At 66.0% G+C, this 13,254-nt stretch carries 15 protein-coding genes; 5 read left to right on the forward strand and 10 right to left on the reverse strand.

From position 1 onward, the window contains the following. Window positions 1–2 precede the first annotated feature (2 nt). Window positions 3–1,307 carry a ferredoxin reductase family protein gene (locus IB261_RS27645; RefSeq protein ID WP_192383685.1) on the reverse strand — a complete coding sequence of 435 codons (1,305 nt, stop codon included), beginning with the start codon at window positions 1,305–1,307 and terminating at the stop codon, window positions 3–5. A 172-nt stretch (window positions 1,308–1,479) separates the two neighbouring features. Between IB261_RS27645 and IB261_RS27650 the strand changes: the two genes are divergently transcribed. Next, window positions 1,480–2,226, forward strand: coding sequence for a metallophosphoesterase (locus IB261_RS27650; protein ID WP_192383684.1), 747 nt, complete (start codon window positions 1,480–1,482; stop codon window positions 2,224–2,226). On the opposite strand, the gene IB261_RS27655 is transcribed toward IB261_RS27650, so the two are convergent. Next, a complete protein-coding gene (locus IB261_RS27655) occupies window positions 2,223–3,221 on the reverse strand; it encodes a CE1 family esterase (RefSeq protein WP_081515402.1) in 999 nt (332 codons plus the stop codon). The two genes, IB261_RS27650 and IB261_RS27655, sit on opposite strands and share 4 nt — an antisense overlap. A gap of 163 nt (window positions 3,222–3,384) precedes the next feature. Here IB261_RS27655 and IB261_RS27660 point away from each other — a divergent pair, with 163 nt between their 5' ends. Continuing rightward, window positions 3,385–3,783 carry a DUF1090 domain-containing protein gene (locus IB261_RS27660; protein WP_192383683.1) on the forward strand — a complete coding sequence of 133 codons (399 nt, stop codon included), beginning with the start codon at window positions 3,385–3,387 and terminating at the stop codon, window positions 3,781–3,783. Between the two features lie 67 nt (window positions 3,784–3,850). Here IB261_RS27660 and IB261_RS27665 read toward each other — a convergent pair whose 3' ends face one another. The 3 genes from IB261_RS27665 to IB261_RS27675 form a co-directional block, all read right to left on the reverse strand. Further along, window positions 3,851–4,318, reverse strand: coding sequence for a c-type cytochrome (locus IB261_RS27665; RefSeq protein WP_081515400.1), 468 nt, complete (start codon window positions 4,316–4,318; stop codon window positions 3,851–3,853). Window positions 4,319–4,462: 144 nt separating this feature from the next. After that, entirely contained in the window at window positions 4,463–4,849 is a 387-nt protein-coding gene (locus tag IB261_RS27670) for an MAPEG family protein (protein WP_151188562.1), read from the reverse strand. A 100-nt stretch (window positions 4,850–4,949) separates the two neighbouring features. Next, window positions 4,950–5,780 carry an EamA family transporter gene (locus IB261_RS27675; protein ID WP_081515398.1) on the reverse strand — a complete coding sequence of 277 codons (831 nt, stop codon included), beginning with the start codon at window positions 5,778–5,780 and terminating at the stop codon, window positions 4,950–4,952. 146 nt (window positions 5,781–5,926) lie between these two features. On the opposite strand from IB261_RS27675, the gene IB261_RS27680 reads away from it, so the two are divergent. Together IB261_RS27680 and IB261_RS27685 are read left to right on the forward strand one after the other, a co-directional pair. Next, window positions 5,927–6,541 carry a LemA family protein gene (locus IB261_RS27680; RefSeq protein ID WP_081515397.1) on the forward strand — a complete coding sequence of 205 codons (615 nt, stop codon included), beginning with the start codon at window positions 5,927–5,929 and terminating at the stop codon, window positions 6,539–6,541. Then, window positions 6,538–7,530, forward strand: coding sequence for a TPM domain-containing protein (locus IB261_RS27685; protein ID WP_192383682.1), 993 nt, complete (start codon window positions 6,538–6,540; stop codon window positions 7,528–7,530). The genes IB261_RS27680 and IB261_RS27685 overlap by 4 nt, the downstream gene beginning before the upstream one ends. Before the next feature lie 19 nt (window positions 7,531–7,549). Here IB261_RS27685 and IB261_RS27690 read toward each other — a convergent pair whose 3' ends face one another. From IB261_RS27690 to IB261_RS27710, 5 genes are all read right to left on the reverse strand, one after another. Further along, window positions 7,550–8,326 carry an ABC transporter ATP-binding protein gene (locus IB261_RS27690; RefSeq protein WP_081515395.1) on the reverse strand — a complete coding sequence of 259 codons (777 nt, stop codon included), beginning with the start codon at window positions 8,324–8,326 and terminating at the stop codon, window positions 7,550–7,552. Then, entirely contained in the window at window positions 8,326–9,132 is an 807-nt protein-coding gene (locus IB261_RS27695) for an ABC transporter permease (protein ID WP_015479267.1), read from the reverse strand. Before IB261_RS27695 ends, IB261_RS27690 begins: the two co-directional genes overlap by 1 nt. A 67-nt stretch (window positions 9,133–9,199) precedes the next feature. Further along, complete coding sequence (locus IB261_RS27700; RefSeq protein WP_192383681.1) at window positions 9,200–10,207, reverse strand: ABC transporter substrate-binding protein; 1,008 nt, start codon at window positions 10,205–10,207, stop codon at window positions 9,200–9,202. Window positions 10,208–10,400: 193 nt separating this feature from the next. Beyond that, a complete protein-coding gene (locus IB261_RS27705) occupies window positions 10,401–10,808 on the reverse strand; it encodes an acyl-CoA thioesterase (RefSeq protein ID WP_045215897.1) in 408 nt (135 codons plus the stop codon). Between the two features lie 105 nt (window positions 10,809–10,913). Then, the gene (locus IB261_RS27710) at window positions 10,914–11,822 is read right to left on the reverse strand and encodes a LysR family transcriptional regulator (RefSeq protein WP_081515393.1); all 909 of its coding nucleotides are present in this window, start codon (window positions 11,820–11,822) and stop codon (window positions 10,914–10,916) included. A 229-nt stretch (window positions 11,823–12,051) separates the two neighbouring features. On the opposite strand from IB261_RS27710, the gene IB261_RS27715 reads away from it, so the two are divergent. Further along, entirely contained in the window at window positions 12,052–13,233 is a 1,182-nt protein-coding gene (locus tag IB261_RS27715; RefSeq protein WP_038803335.1) for an acyl-CoA dehydrogenase, read from the forward strand. Window positions 13,234–13,254 lie beyond the last annotated feature (21 nt).

The following is a 13,254-nucleotide window of genomic DNA, read 5'->3' on the forward strand; positions in this document are numbered from 1 at the left end:
CCTCAGCGCATCTGGAAGGCTTCCTGGTGGAAGCGGCTGCCCGGCATGCCTTGCCGGCGCAGGTCACGGCGCAGCAGTTCGGCCAGTGCCTGCGGGCCGCAGAACCAGACGCTCGGCCAGCGACCCTGCGCTCCGGGCTGCAGGCCCAGGTCCGCCGCCTGCAGGTAGCCTTCGCTTTCGCTGTAATGCACGCGCAGATCAATGCGTGGCAACTTCGCGCACAGCTCGCGCAGGCGCCCGGCGTAGATGGCGTCGGACGGTGAGCGTACGCAATACAGCAGCGTTACTTCCGGACAGTCCTCCGGCCGCGCCTGCAGCGACTCGAGCCAGGCCAGGAAGGGCGTGATGCCGATACCACCGGCGATCCACACCTGCGGCTCGCCCTTGTCACGACGGAAGTCGAAGCGGCCGTAGGGCCCTTCCACCTTCACCGGATCACCGATCTTCAGAGCATCCTGAAGGCGCTGTGTGTAGTCCCCGAGCGCCTTGATGCTGAAGCGCACCTCGCCATTGCCCAGATCGCTGCAGGAAAGGGTGAAGGGATGCTGTCCCTCGAGACGATCACAGGTGAGGAAGGCGAACTGACCGGCGCGATGCTGCCAGCGCCCCTGCAGCTTGCAGGTGACTTCCAGCATGCGCTCGCCGGGGCGCTCGATAGCGACCACGACGCCTTCATGGGTACGCCGACGGCCGATCTGCCCGGTGAGCGACCAGAGCGCGCAGAGGCTGCCCACCACCGCGCAGAACGCCACCAGCCAGCCCACCGGCTGCGTCCAGTAACCCGCCGGCGCCAGCACCACGCCATGGAAGGCGAGCACCAGGTAGACCACCGCGAGGGTTTTGTGGACGTAGCGCCACAGGTGGTAAGGGAAGCGCTGCCAGAGGGTGATGACCAGCATCGCCGCCAGCAGCCAGGCCGACCACTCGCCCAGATCCTTGGCCGAGCCGCGGAACACGTCGAGGAAGGTCTCCACCCGCGGCCCCTTGGCCGGCTTGGCGATGAACTCGGCGAGCAGCGGCCCGCCCAGTTCCATCAGGTAGTGCGCCAGGCCCAGCACGATGGCCAGGATGCCCGCCCACTTGTGCGCGCGGTACATGCGGTCGAGGCCGTCCAGCGGCTTTTCCAGCCAGACCGGGCGCACCGCCAGCAGCATGATCAGCGACATCAGCGCGAAGGACGCGACGCCGGTAAAGAGAATGGCCTGCTTGCGCAGGACCCAGATGTCCAGGGTAGCCGGCGGGTCGAAGAACAGCGCCAGGCCAAAGGTGGCCGCAACGGCCAGCAGTACGATCCAGATGAGTTTCATGAGTCCTCCTTGGGGCGCCAAAGCAGCGAGCCCAAGCGGAAGCTGAAGGAATCTTCTGAATCATCCCTTAATTTCGAAAGGTCTTTAGGCAGACACCCGCGATGCCATGACCCATGTCAAACGCATCGCCCTTCGTTATGCTCGGCATATTCCTAAATACCAGTTTCACACCATGCGCCTGCGAATCCTGTCCGACCTCCACCACGAATACTTCCCCAACAGCCGCCGCGAACTGCCGCAGGCGGCCGCGGATGTCGTCGTGCTGGCCGGGGATATTCACGAGCACCTGCAGGGCCTGCACTGGGCGCGGGAGGAATTCCCGGACAGCGCCATCATCTACGTCGCCGGCAACCACGAGTTCTACCACTCCGACCTGCCCGAACTGACCCAGGCCATGCGCAACCTGGCCCGCGCGCTGGATATCCACTTCCTCGAGAAGGATGCGGTGACCCTCGGCGGCGTGCGCTTCCTCGGCACCACGTTGTGGACGGACTTCCAGCTCTACGGCGAACGCGCGTCGGAACTGGCCTGTGAGCAGGCGCAGTTGCTGATGCCTGATTTCAACACGGTGGATTACTTCACCCAGCCCTTCACTCCCGAGATGAGTCGCGAGCTCTGCGGCGCCAGCTGCGAATGGCTGGCGGCGGAGCTGGATCAACCCTTCGCCGGCCCGACGGTGGTGGTGACGCACCACGCGCCCAGCGCTCGCTCCATTCCCTCGCACTATGTCGGCGACGCCCTGTCGCCCGCCTTCGCCTCGAACCTGGAAGCCCTGGCCGAACGCTGCGACCTGTGGATTCACGGACACGTGCACGAGTGCCTGGATTATCGGGTCGGCCGGGGTCGGATCATCGCCAACCCCGGCGCCTACCCCGGCGAGGACAGCGGCTTCGATCCCTGTCGGGTGGTCGAACTCTAGAACGGCGGCTCGATGCGTGGCGGCTCGTCAGGTGACAGCTCGCTGAAGAAGCGCCAGATCTCAGCCGGCCCGTCCAGTTGCGGGTCGACTCGGCCAAGCAGGCGCGGCGGTCGGTACAGCGGCTGCGAAATCAGATGGCCGCCGCCGAACACTGTCACCAATTCCACGGGCGGCCCGTCGCCGGCAGCCCAGCGCTGCCGCTGCGTCCACACCGGGCCCGGCTGGGTCAGCTTGTCCACCTGCGGCTCGCCGCCCTGGCCATTGCGCCGCGCCAGCGCGAGGGCAGAGTCCTCGGCGGAAAGCACGGTGCCGCGATCACCGAAGCCGAACAGCGTGACCCGGCCACCCGCGTAGGGATTGATCGGGTCACGCGTACCATTCATCAACAGCGCGGCCTTGGGTTGTTCGGCAGGACGGCAGGCGTCGTTGCCGGCGCCCGGCAGGCTGGCAGCCACGGCGGCGACGCCATCGACCTTGTCCGGCGCCTCCGCGGCCAGGCGCAGGGCCATCTGCCCACCGTTGGAGTAGCCGGTGACGAACACCCGAGCCGGATCGACGCCGCGCTCGCGCTGCAGGCTTTCGATCATCTGCGAGAGGAAGCCGACGTCGTCGATGTTCAGGCGCCGCGCGCTGTAGGAGGCCACTCGCCGACAGTCGTTCCAGTGCCCTTCGAAACCATCGGGATAGAGCACCAGGAAACCATCGCGATCGGCCAGGGCATCAAAGCGGTAGCCACTGTCGCGGCGCATGCGCTCGCCGTTGCTCTGCGAGCTGTGCAGGACCACCAGCAGCGCCGGGCGCTCGGCCAGTTTCTGCGGCACGTAGAGGACATAGCTGCGGCGCCGTTCGCCCTGGCGCACCGAGGCATCCTCGCTGCTGCCGGTCAGCACCGGCTGCAGCTTCAGCTCACCGGGCACGTACCACCAGCCGCCCACCAGCAGCGCCAGCACCAGCAGCGCGATGAGTGCCTGCACGATCCGCATCGCCACCCGCATACCGCCTCTCCTTGCCCGCCTGGCGGGCCTTGCGAGTCTCGGCTTTCTCCTGGGCAATCGAACGGGGGCGATTGTCCTGGGGCAGCCCCTCGCCGCGCCGTCCATGGCAAACTCTAGCCGTTGACTCCAACGTCATAGTGTTTGGTAACCAAGGACTCCGAAAATGTTCCGAAGCTCTGCCCTGATGGCCGCCGTTCTCGCCCTCGGCTGCGCAAACCCGCTGTTTGCCGCCGATGCCGCCAAGCAACCGCTGACCGGCTGCGCAGCCAAGCGTGCCGCCATCGAAACCCAGCTCGAGCAGGCCAAGACCCAGGGCAACGGCAACCGCGTCGCCGGCCTGCAGACCGCGCTGGAGAAGGTGAAGACCTACTGCACCGACGCCAGCCTCACGCAGGAGCGCAAGCAGAACGTGCTGGATGCCGAGAAGGAAGTCGCCCAGCGCGAAAAGGACCTGCGCAAGGCGATGAACAAGGGCGACGCGGAGAAGATCGAGAAGCGCAAGGACAAGCTGGCCGAAGCCCGCGCCGAACTGGAGCAGGCCAAGCGCGAGCTGGAGGAGTAAAGCCCTGCTTGGCGGGTCACGCTGACTGCAGGAGCGAGCTTGCTCGCTCCTGCAAAGGACTACGGCGTTAGAGCGCGCGGAATTTCTTGTGGCAGGCTTCGCAGGCGTCTTCCACCGCGGCGAAGTCCTTGCGCACGCCCTCGGGCGTCGGCGTGGCATTGCGGGTGTTCTCGCCCAGCGCGTGGACGGCCTGCTGGAAGGTCTTGGCGTCGGCCTGGAACTCCAGCTGGCGCTGCCAGATTTCCGCCTTGGCGCGGGTATCGTCGCTTTCCACCTTGTCAGCCGGCGGCTGGGTAGTGGGGAAATACTGCCAGGGCTTGTCGGCCAGTTCGCCGAGCTTGGTCGAGTTCGCGCGGAACTTGTCCGCATCGAAGGGGATGCGTCCGCGCAGCATGCCGCCCATGTCCTCGCTGGTCTTGAGCATCTCCTTGAACACCGCCTGGCGCTTGTACTCCGGCGAGTTGGGGTCCTGGCGATGGCAGCCGGCGAGCGCCGTGCCGGCGAGCAGCAGAACGAGCAGGGTCTTCAACTTCATGGGGGACTCTTGTAGGACGGCTATTCACGGAAGCGCCGGATTATCCGCCCCGATGTCCGAATGTTCCAGACCACGCCCAAGCAGCTGCGGCCATCCGCCGCAGCCGTGCGCCTTTCGTTCAGCCGCCGTTCAGGCGCGCACAGGTCAGGCCGAAACGACGAAGATCGCGATGATCAGGCCCATGCCGAGGAACCAGACCAGCGAGCGCAGCAACGCCAGGTCCGCGACGTAGAAGATCAGGTAGAGCAGACGACTGGTGACCCAGGCGATGGCCAGGCGGTCGATGGTGGCGGGTTCGGCGTTGTTCACCACGTAGGCGATGATCACCGCCGCGGCGAAGGCCGGGGTGACCTCGAAGCTGTTCATCTGGAAGGCGTTGGCGCGCTTGCGGTAGCCCTCCAGGGTGGCGAGGAAGGTACGCGGGTCGTGGTTCTGCCGGGGGCCGAAACCACCGCCGGTGAACTTGGCGAGGCTGGTGCCGACGTAGGGCAGGAAGATCGCGATCAGGACGCACCAGAAGGCAATGGGCATGGGAAGAATCTCGTCGAGGGGAAAGCGCGCAGCTTAGGTCATCGCCGCACGCCGCGTCCTTGACCGGCTTGGCGCCACGCGGCGTAGCGCGGGCCAATCCTCACAGCTTCATCACCAGCATGCCCGCCAGCACCAGGCTGCAGGCGGCCAGGCGCGGCAGGCCGAAGGGCTCCTTGAGGAAGCGCATGCCGAACAGCACCACCAGCAGCACGCTGGTCTCGCGCAGCGCGGCAGCCTCGGCGATGGAGCCCATCTGCATGGCCCAGAGCACCAGCCCGTAGCTGAGCAGCACGCAGAATCCGACGCTCAGGCCGAGCTTCCAGTCGTTGATCCAGAACTTGGCGAAGGCCCGCGTTCGCCCGACCAGCGCAACCAGCGGGAATGGCAGGCCGGACAGCAGCGACAGCCAGACCAGGTAGTCCAGCGGCTTGGGCCAGAGCTTCAGCGCGTTGCCGTCGGTCCAGGTGTAGCTGCCGATGCACACGCCCATCAGCAGCACAGTGGGATAGGCGATCCACGGCAGCTTCGAGCCGCCCCCGCCCTTGAGCAGGAACAGCATGCCGACCGGGATCAGCAGGATGCCGAGGATCTGCTTGTCGGTCAGGTGCTCGCCGCCGAAGGTCAGGGTCAGCGCCAGCACCACCAGCGGCGACAGGCCGCGCATCAGCGGGTAGACCAGCCCCAGGTCACCGACCTTGTAGGCCTGGATCAGCAGCACCCGGTAGACCAGTTGCAGCGACACGGCGGCCAGCAGCCAGGGCCAGACCGCCGCGGGAGGAATCTCGATCCATGGCAGCAGGGCCAGCGCGGCTGCCAGGCCGACCATGTCCATGCAGGCTACCACCAGCAGGCGGTCGCTGCTGAATTTGACGAGGGTATTCCAGGTGGCGTGCAGCAGGGCGGCCAGCAGCACCAGGGTAGTGGCGAGCACGAAAACGAACTCCTGGTATAGACCAGATGAATTCTACCCTGAGCCACCCCATGGCCGGCAAGTGCTGGCTGTTTCGGACATTTCCATCTGACTCCTCAGCCGGAACTGACCTAGACTGGGCCTTTTCGTCAGCACGAGCGTCTGCCATGCCCCGTTTGATCAAGTTCCTCACCGGCTACATCCTGGTCACCCTGCTCTCCGGCTGCGGCTACAACGCCATGCAGGCCGGTGACGAGCAGGTGAAGGCCGCCTGGTCGGAAGTGCTCAACCAGTACCAGCGCCGCGCCGACCTGATCCCCAACCTGGTCAGCACCGTGAAGGGCTACGCCTCCCATGAAGCCAGCGTGCTGACCCAGGTGACCGAGGCCCGCGCCAAGGTTGGCAGCACCACGCTCAATGCCGACCAGCTGGACGATCCGGAAGCGGTCAAGCGCTTCCAGCAGGCCCAGGGCCAGCTCAGTTCGGCGCTCTCGCGCCTGCTGGTGGTCTCGGAAAACTACCCGCAGCTCAAGGCCGACGGCCTGTTCAAGGACCTGCTGACCCAGCTCGAAGGCACCGAGAACCGCATCACCGTCGCCCGTGGCCGCTACGTGAAGTCGGTGCAGGAATACAACGTGATGATTCGCCAGTTCCCGCAGGTGATCACCGCGAAAATCTTCGGCTACAAGCCCAAGGCCAACTTCAGCGTCGAGAACGAAGCCGCCATCTCCACCGCGCCTAAAGTGGACTTCGGCAACGCGCCGGCGCAGCCCGCGCAATGACCCTGCCGCGCTGGCTGCTGGCCGCCCTGCTGCTGTGCTGGGCGGGCCTGCTGCAGGCGGCGCCGGTCGCCATCCCGCCGCTCGGCGCCCGCGTCACCGACCTCACCCAGACCCTCGATGCAGGCCAGCGCGCGCAGCTGGAAAGCCGGCTCGCCGGCCTCGAACAGCGCAAGGGCGCGCAGATCGCCGTGCTGCTGATCCCCAGCACCGGCGAGGACAGTATCGAGGACTACGCAGTCCGCGCCTTCGAGCAATGGAAGCTCGGCCGCAAGGGCGTGGACGACGGCGTGCTGCTGGTGGTTGCCAAGAATGACCGAGCGCTGCGCATCGAAGTCGGCTACGGGCTGGAGGGCACCATTACCGACGTGCAGGCCGGACGCATCATCCGCGATCAGATCGTCCCGCACTTCAAGACCGGTGATTTCGCCGGCGGCATCCAGGCCGGCGTGGACAGCCTGGTAGCGCTGATCGAGCCGCCAGCGGTAGCCCCAGCCGAACCCGACGAAAGCGCAGCCGACCAACTGCCGCAGACCGGCCCGGTGACGGGCTACAGCGATGCCTACTCCAACCGCAACGCCAGCGCCGCCGAGGAAATCCCGCCCGCGCGCCTGATCGGCCTGCTCGCCCTGCTGGTCGGTGTGCCGCTGCTGTGCCTGCTGCTCCCGGTGCAGTGGCTGCGCCAGCGCAGCATGGGCCGCTACCTGCTGTGCAGCGCGCTGGTCGGCGGCGTGGCTTCGGCGGTGCTGCTGTTCAGCGAAACCAATCCCGCAGCCCTGCAGCAGCAGATGATCGGTTCCTTCTCGATCCCGCTGGTGCTGTACATCTTCTTCCTGCCGCCGATGTGGCTGACCTCGGGAGTGCTGCAGCTGCTGCTGATGATCATCAGCTCGATCAGCCGTGGCGGCGGTGGGCGTGGGGGCGGCGGAGGCGGAGGCTTCCGAGGGGGCGGTGGCTCCAGCGGCGGCGGCGGGGCCTCCGGCCGCTGGTAAGCCCCTGCACGCTTGAGAATTACAGGGCGGCGACGCCCTGTTCTTCTTCGCGGATCGAACGCAGCACCTGGCGCTGCAGGTCGATGAACTCGGCACTGGCGGCCATGTCCTCATGGCGCGGACGACCGAGCTTCACGTCGAAGGTGGTCTTGATCCGCCCCGGGCCCAGGCCCATTACCACGATGCGGTCGGACAGGTAGACCGCCTCTTCCACGTCATGGGTGACGAACATAACCGTCAGCCGGTGGGTCTCCCAGATGCGCGTGAGCAGCTCCTGCATCTGGTGACGGGTCATGGCATCCAGCGCGCCGAAGGGCTCGTCCATCAGCAGGATCTTCGGCCGGTAGGACAGCGCTCGGGCAATCGCCACGCGCTGCTTCATGCCGCCGGACAATTCGTTCGGATAAGCCTCGGCGAACTTCGTCAGCTTCACCAGTTCCAGGTGCTCATCGGCGATCTCGCGGCACTGCGCACGGGACATGCCGGCCGCCTTGAGGGCGAACTCGACGTTCTGCCGCGCAGTGAGCCACGGCAGCAGGGTGTAGGACTGGAACACCACCCCACGGTCCAGGCCGGGACCTGCGATCGGCACGCCATCCACCTTGACGCTGCCGCTGTCGAACTCCTCCAGGCCGGCAGCAATGGACAGCAGCGTGCTCTTGCCACAGCCCGAGGTGCCGACGATGGAGACGAACTCGTTGTCCGCCAGGGTCAGGTCGATGTTGCGCAGCACCTCGCGGCGCTCCTTGCCGACCGCGAAGCTCTTGTTCAGGCCGGAGATTTCCAAAGTCGCCATCAGCTGCGTCTCCGGTTGTAGCGGAACAGGACCTTCTCGCCGGCGCGCATGGCCTGGTCAGTGACCAGCCCGAGGAAGCCCAGCAGAAGGATGTAGCCGATGATGGTGTCGGTCTGGAAGAAGCGCTGGGACACGGTGATGCGGTAGCCCAGGCCGGAGGTGGCGGCCACCAGTTCGGCCAGCACCAGCCAGGTCCAGGCCCAGCCGAGGCTGATCCGCAGCGCGTCCCAGATGCCCGGCAGGGCGCTGGGCAGGACGATCCTCAGGAGGATGCGGCGATCCGGCATGCCGAGGGTGCGGCCGAGGCCGACGAAGTCCGCCGGCACGCGCTTGATGGCGTCCATCACCATCAGCACCTGCTGGAAGAAGGTGCCGATCCAGATGATGAGGAATTTCTGGAAGTCGCTGGTGCCGGCCCAGAGGATGGTCAGCGGAACGAAGGCGACCACCGGCATGTAGCGCACGAAGTCCACCAGCGGCTCGGTGGCGGCTTTCCAGAAGCCGTAGCAGCCGGCGAACACGCCGATCACGATAGACATCGCCGAGGACACCAGGAAGGCCACGGCGATGCGGTACACGCTGACCTTCAGGTCCGACCACAGGGTTCCGTCGGCGGCCAGCTTGAGCATGCGCGCCCAGACGTCGCCGGGCGCCGGCAGGAATATCTTCGGCACCGCGCCGCTCGCGCCGGCCAGCCACCAGAGCAGCGCCAGCAGGACGAACACGGCGCCGCCGATGAGCAGGAAGTGGCGCTGCGCGATCGGCTTGCCGATGGTGAACAGCGGGTTGGATTTACGGGCTTTCATGTCGGGCTCGTCGAACGGAGAAAGACGCGCGCCGGCTCAGGGCCGGCGCGCGGGGTGTTTCAGAGGATCAGAGAGCCTCGACGAAGCGCGCGTCGATGGCTTGCGCCGGGGTGACCGGCTGCTGGAGGATGCCGGCTTCGCTGGCGGCCTTCTGGATGTGCTCGAACGAGCCCTTCTGGAAGGCGCCCTTCAGCTCGGCCTGGTTTTCCTTCACCGAGTAGAAGTGCACGCCGTCGAAGGCACTGGTCAGCTCGGACTCGTCGGCGCCCACGCCCTTGGCGATGGCGGCGCGGCCTTCGGCACCCTTCTCGTTGTAGTGCTTGAGGCCGGCTTCCCAGCTCTTGATCAGCGCCAGCACCTGGCCGGGACGTTCCTTGAGGACTTCGTCGCGGACCACGAACACGTCGCTGATGATGCCCGGATCATCCGAGCCCTTGTACAGCAGGTTGACCTTGGGGTTCTGCTGCTTGGCGGCGGACAGGTAGGGCTCGTAGGTCACGGCAGCCGGGACCTGGCCGGCGATCAGCGCGCTGCCGGCGTTGGCGGCGGGCATCGGCACCGGCTGCACGTCGGCGATAGTCAGGCCGGCCTTGCGCAGGGCGCTGTGCAGGAGGATGTCGCTGGTGGTGCCTTCTTCGTAGGCAACCTGCTTGCCCTTGAGGTCGGTCAGTGTCTTGATCGACGGGTCGACGATCAGCGCGTCGGCGCTGGTGCTCTGGTCCAGCAGCAGGACGATCTTCACCGGCAGGCCGGCAGCGACCATGGCCATGGCGGTGTGGGTGGCGAGGTTGCCACCGTCGATCTGGCCGCTGGCCAGGGCGGCGTTCATGTCCTTGTCTTCGGTGAAGTTGACCAGCTCGACCTGCTCCAGGCCGTTGGCCTTGAAGGCGCCAGCCTGTTCGGCGACATACCACTGGCCGTAGCCCAGCCAGGGCTGCATGCCCATCTTGAAGGTGCCGGCTTCGGGCTTGGTGTCGGCGTTGATCGCTGCAGCGTGCGCGGCGCCGGCCAGCAGCAGGCTGGCACAGGTGGCCACGGCCAGTTGGCGCAGCGCGGATGCGAAGGTGGTGTGCATGGTCTCTCCCCGGTCATTGTTTTGCAGGCACATTCGGGTGAATGCGTGCTGCTGGATCGGCGGGGAGCGTGCGTCGGCCCATGCCCGCCGTGGGCGGGCACAGGCTCACATTCAATCGACGCAAATGCAAAGGTTTTCGCCGCGGTTCGGCTTGGCTCCGGGCACGCTGGCAATCACCTCGGCGAGCCAGCCATCAGGGCTGGGGAATGGCGTCGTCCTTGAACTGGTCCTTGATGTAGAGGATCTCGGTGCGACCATGGGGCGCCGGCTGACCGTCCGGACCGATGTTGACGAAGACCATCTTGTCGACCGTGAGGATGCTCTTGCGGGTGATCTTGTTGCGCACCTCGCAGGTCAGGGTGATCGAGGTGCGACCGAACTCGGTGGCGGTGATGCCCAGCTCGATGATGTCGCCCTGGCGTGCCGAGCTGACGAAGTTGATCTCCGAGATGAACTTGGTCACCACACGCTGGTTGCCCAGCTGGATGATGGCGTAGATCGCCGCTTCTTCGTCGATCCACTTCAGAAGACTGCCGCCGAACAGGGTGCCGTTCGGGTTGAGGTCTTCAGGCTTGACCCATTTGCGGGTATGGAAATTCATGGAAGCTCCTTCTTGGGAGGTTGCGCCTCGTGAGCGCGATGACGGGGAAAGCCCCGCCGGCTATGCAAGTCTGGACCCGGCCGGCGCCTGTCTGCTTGTCATGGCTCAGCCAAGGCCGGCTTCGGCTCTGTACCGTGCCGCCTCGTCGACCAGCCAGTCGCGGAACGCGCCCAGGGTCGCCGACTCCACCTTGCGTTCGGGAATCATCAGGTAATAGGCATTTTCGCTCAAATAGGCATGTTGCATCGGCACGATCAGCCGGCCGTCGGCCAGCTCCTGCTGGATCAGCATCGGCGGGATCAGCGCCACGCCCATGCCGTGCATCGCCGCCTGGGCGAGCATGGAAAACAGCTCGTAGCGGGTGCCGCTCATGTCGTGCGCCACGCTCATGCCCAGCGAACCGAACCACTGGCGCCAGGCGTAGGGCCGGGTGGTCTGTTGCATCAGCGGCAACTCGGCGATCTGGGCCGCGGACAACGCCCGTTGCCCACCCAGCAGCTCGGGGCTGCACACCGGCACCGGATTCTCGTGCATGAGGAAGTTGGCGACCGTACCGGACCACACGCCATCGCCGAAATACAGCGCGGCGTCGAACTCGGTGTCGGCGAAGAGGAACGGCCGGGTGCGGTTGGTCAGGTTGACCGTGACTTCCGGGTGCAGCCGCTTGAAATCCTTCAGCCGCGGCAACAGCCACTGGGTGGCGAAGGTCGGCACCACCGCCAGCTCCAGCGTACCGCCACCCTGCTGGCCCATCACCGCCAGGGTGTCGCGCTCCACGGCGTCCAGGCGCTGGGCCACGCGGCGGCTGTAGTTGAGCCCCGCCTCGGTCAGCTTCACCCCGCGCCGCGAACGACGGAACAGCTCGACGCCGAGGAACTCCTCCAGCGTGGCGATCTGCCGGCAGATGGCGCTCTGGGTCAGCGACAGTTCGTCCGCGGCCTTGGTGAAGCTTTCGTGGCGGGCGGCGGATTCGAAGGCGACCAGCGCCGCGGTGGTCGGGATCTTGCGTCGCATCGAATGCCTCTTCGGAATATCGTGATGCGCAGAATTCGCCAGGAACGCCTGATATAGAGGCAGCTCCTGGAAAAAATCGCATCAACCCTGCGATTACGGAGTGACAAAATAGCACAACAGCGTGCGAATTAGTCGGTTGCCCGGCTTCCCGACGGCTGACTAGGATGGCCCACACCGAGCCCGCCTAGACTTGTGCGGGTCTTTCACTGTCTGCGTTCGAGGTTTCTCCATGGCGACCAAAGCAAGCTTCAACTGGGAAGATCCGCTGCTGCTGGATCAGCAACTCACCGAAGAAGAGCGCATGGTGCGCGACAGCGCCCAGCAGTTCGCCCAGGACAAGCTGGCTCCGCGCGTGCTGGAAGCCTTCCGCCATGAACAGACCGACCCGGCGATCTTCCGCGAGATGGGCGAAACCGGCCTGCTCGGCGCGACCATCCCCGAACAGTACGGCGGTAGCGGCCTGAACTACGTGTGCTACGGCCTGATCGCCCGTGAAGTCGAGCGCATCGACTCCGGCTACCGCTCGATGATGAGCGTGCAGTCCTCCCTGGTGATGGTGCCGATCAATGAATTCGGCAACGAAGCCACCAAGCAGAAATACCTGCCGAAACTGGCCAGCGGCGAGTACATCGGCTGCTTCGGCCTGACCGAGCCGGACCACGGCTCCGACCCGGGCTCGATGATCACCCGCGCCAAGAAGGTCGACGGCGGCTACCGCCTGACCGGCGCCAAGATGTGGATCACCAACAGCCCGATCGCCGACGTCTTCGTGGTCTGGGCCAAGGATGACGAAGGCCAGATCCGCGGCTTCGTCCTGGAAAAAGGCTGGGAAGGCCTGTCCGCCCCGGCGATCCACGGCAAGGTCGGCCTGCGCGCCTCGATCACCGGCGAGATCGTGATGAACAACGTGTTCTGCCCGGAAGAGAACGCCTTCCCGGACGTGCGCGGCCTGCGTGGTCCGTTCACCTGCCTGAACTCCGCCCGCTACGGCATCTCCTGGGGCGCCCTGGGTGCCGCCGAAGCCTGCTGGCACACCGCTCGCCAGTACACCCTGGACCGCAAGCAGTTCGGCCGCCCGCTGGCTGCCAACCAGCTGATCCAGAAGAAACTGGCCGACATGCAGACCGACATCACCCTCGCCCTGCAAGGCTGCCTGCGCCTGGGCCGGATGAAAGACGAAGGCACCGCCGCCGTCGAAATCACCTCGATCATGAAGCGCAACAGCTGCGGCAAGGCCCTGGACATCGCCCGCCTGGCCCGCGACATGCTCGGCGGCAACGGCATCTCCGACGAATTCGGCGTCGCCCGCCACCTGGTCAACCTGGAAGTGGTGAACACCTACGAAGGGACCCACGACGTCCACGCGCTGATCCTCGGCCGCGCCCAGACCGGCATCCAGGCGTTCTTCTAAGCGCCTCGCGCCAGTTCCTTC

Source organism: Pseudomonas sp. PDM20, from assembly GCF_014852575.3.
Lineage (GTDB): Bacteria > Pseudomonadota > Gammaproteobacteria > Pseudomonadales > Pseudomonadaceae > Pseudomonas.

Coding starts and splice junctions, on each gene's coding strand:
- IB261_RS27645 (WP_192383685.1), bottom strand. CDS start 1,307: ATGAAACTCATCTGGATCGTACTGCTGGCCGTTGCGGCCACCTTTGGC.
- IB261_RS27650 (WP_192383684.1), top strand. CDS start 1,480: ATGCGCCTGCGAATCCTGTCCGACCTCCACCACGAATACTTCCCCAAC.
- IB261_RS27655 (WP_081515402.1), bottom strand. CDS start 3,221: ATGCGGGTGGCGATGCGGATCGTGCAGGCACTCATCGCGCTGCTGGTG.
- IB261_RS27660 (WP_192383683.1), top strand. CDS start 3,385: ATGTTCCGAAGCTCTGCCCTGATGGCCGCCGTTCTCGCCCTCGGCTGC.
- IB261_RS27665 (WP_081515400.1), bottom strand. CDS start 4,318: ATGAAGTTGAAGACCCTGCTCGTTCTGCTGCTCGCCGGCACGGCGCTC.
- IB261_RS27670 (WP_151188562.1), bottom strand. CDS start 4,849: ATGCCCATTGCCTTCTGGTGCGTCCTGATCGCGATCTTCCTGCCCTAC.
- IB261_RS27680 (WP_081515397.1), top strand. CDS start 5,927: ATGCCCCGTTTGATCAAGTTCCTCACCGGCTACATCCTGGTCACCCTG.
- IB261_RS27685 (WP_192383682.1), top strand. CDS start 6,538: ATGACCCTGCCGCGCTGGCTGCTGGCCGCCCTGCTGCTGTGCTGGGCG.
- IB261_RS27690 (WP_081515395.1), bottom strand. CDS start 8,326: ATGGCGACTTTGGAAATCTCCGGCCTGAACAAGAGCTTCGCGGTCGGC.
- IB261_RS27695 (WP_015479267.1), bottom strand. CDS start 9,132: ATGAAAGCCCGTAAATCCAACCCGCTGTTCACCATCGGCAAGCCGATC.
- IB261_RS27700 (WP_192383681.1), bottom strand. CDS start 10,207: ATGCACACCACCTTCGCATCCGCGCTGCGCCAACTGGCCGTGGCCACC.
- IB261_RS27705 (WP_045215897.1), bottom strand. CDS start 10,808: ATGAATTTCCATACCCGCAAATGGGTCAAGCCTGAAGACCTCAACCCG.
- IB261_RS27710 (WP_081515393.1), bottom strand. CDS start 11,822: ATGCGACGCAAGATCCCGACCACCGCGGCGCTGGTCGCCTTCGAATCC.
- IB261_RS27715 (WP_038803335.1), top strand. CDS start 12,052: ATGGCGACCAAAGCAAGCTTCAACTGGGAAGATCCGCTGCTGCTGGAT.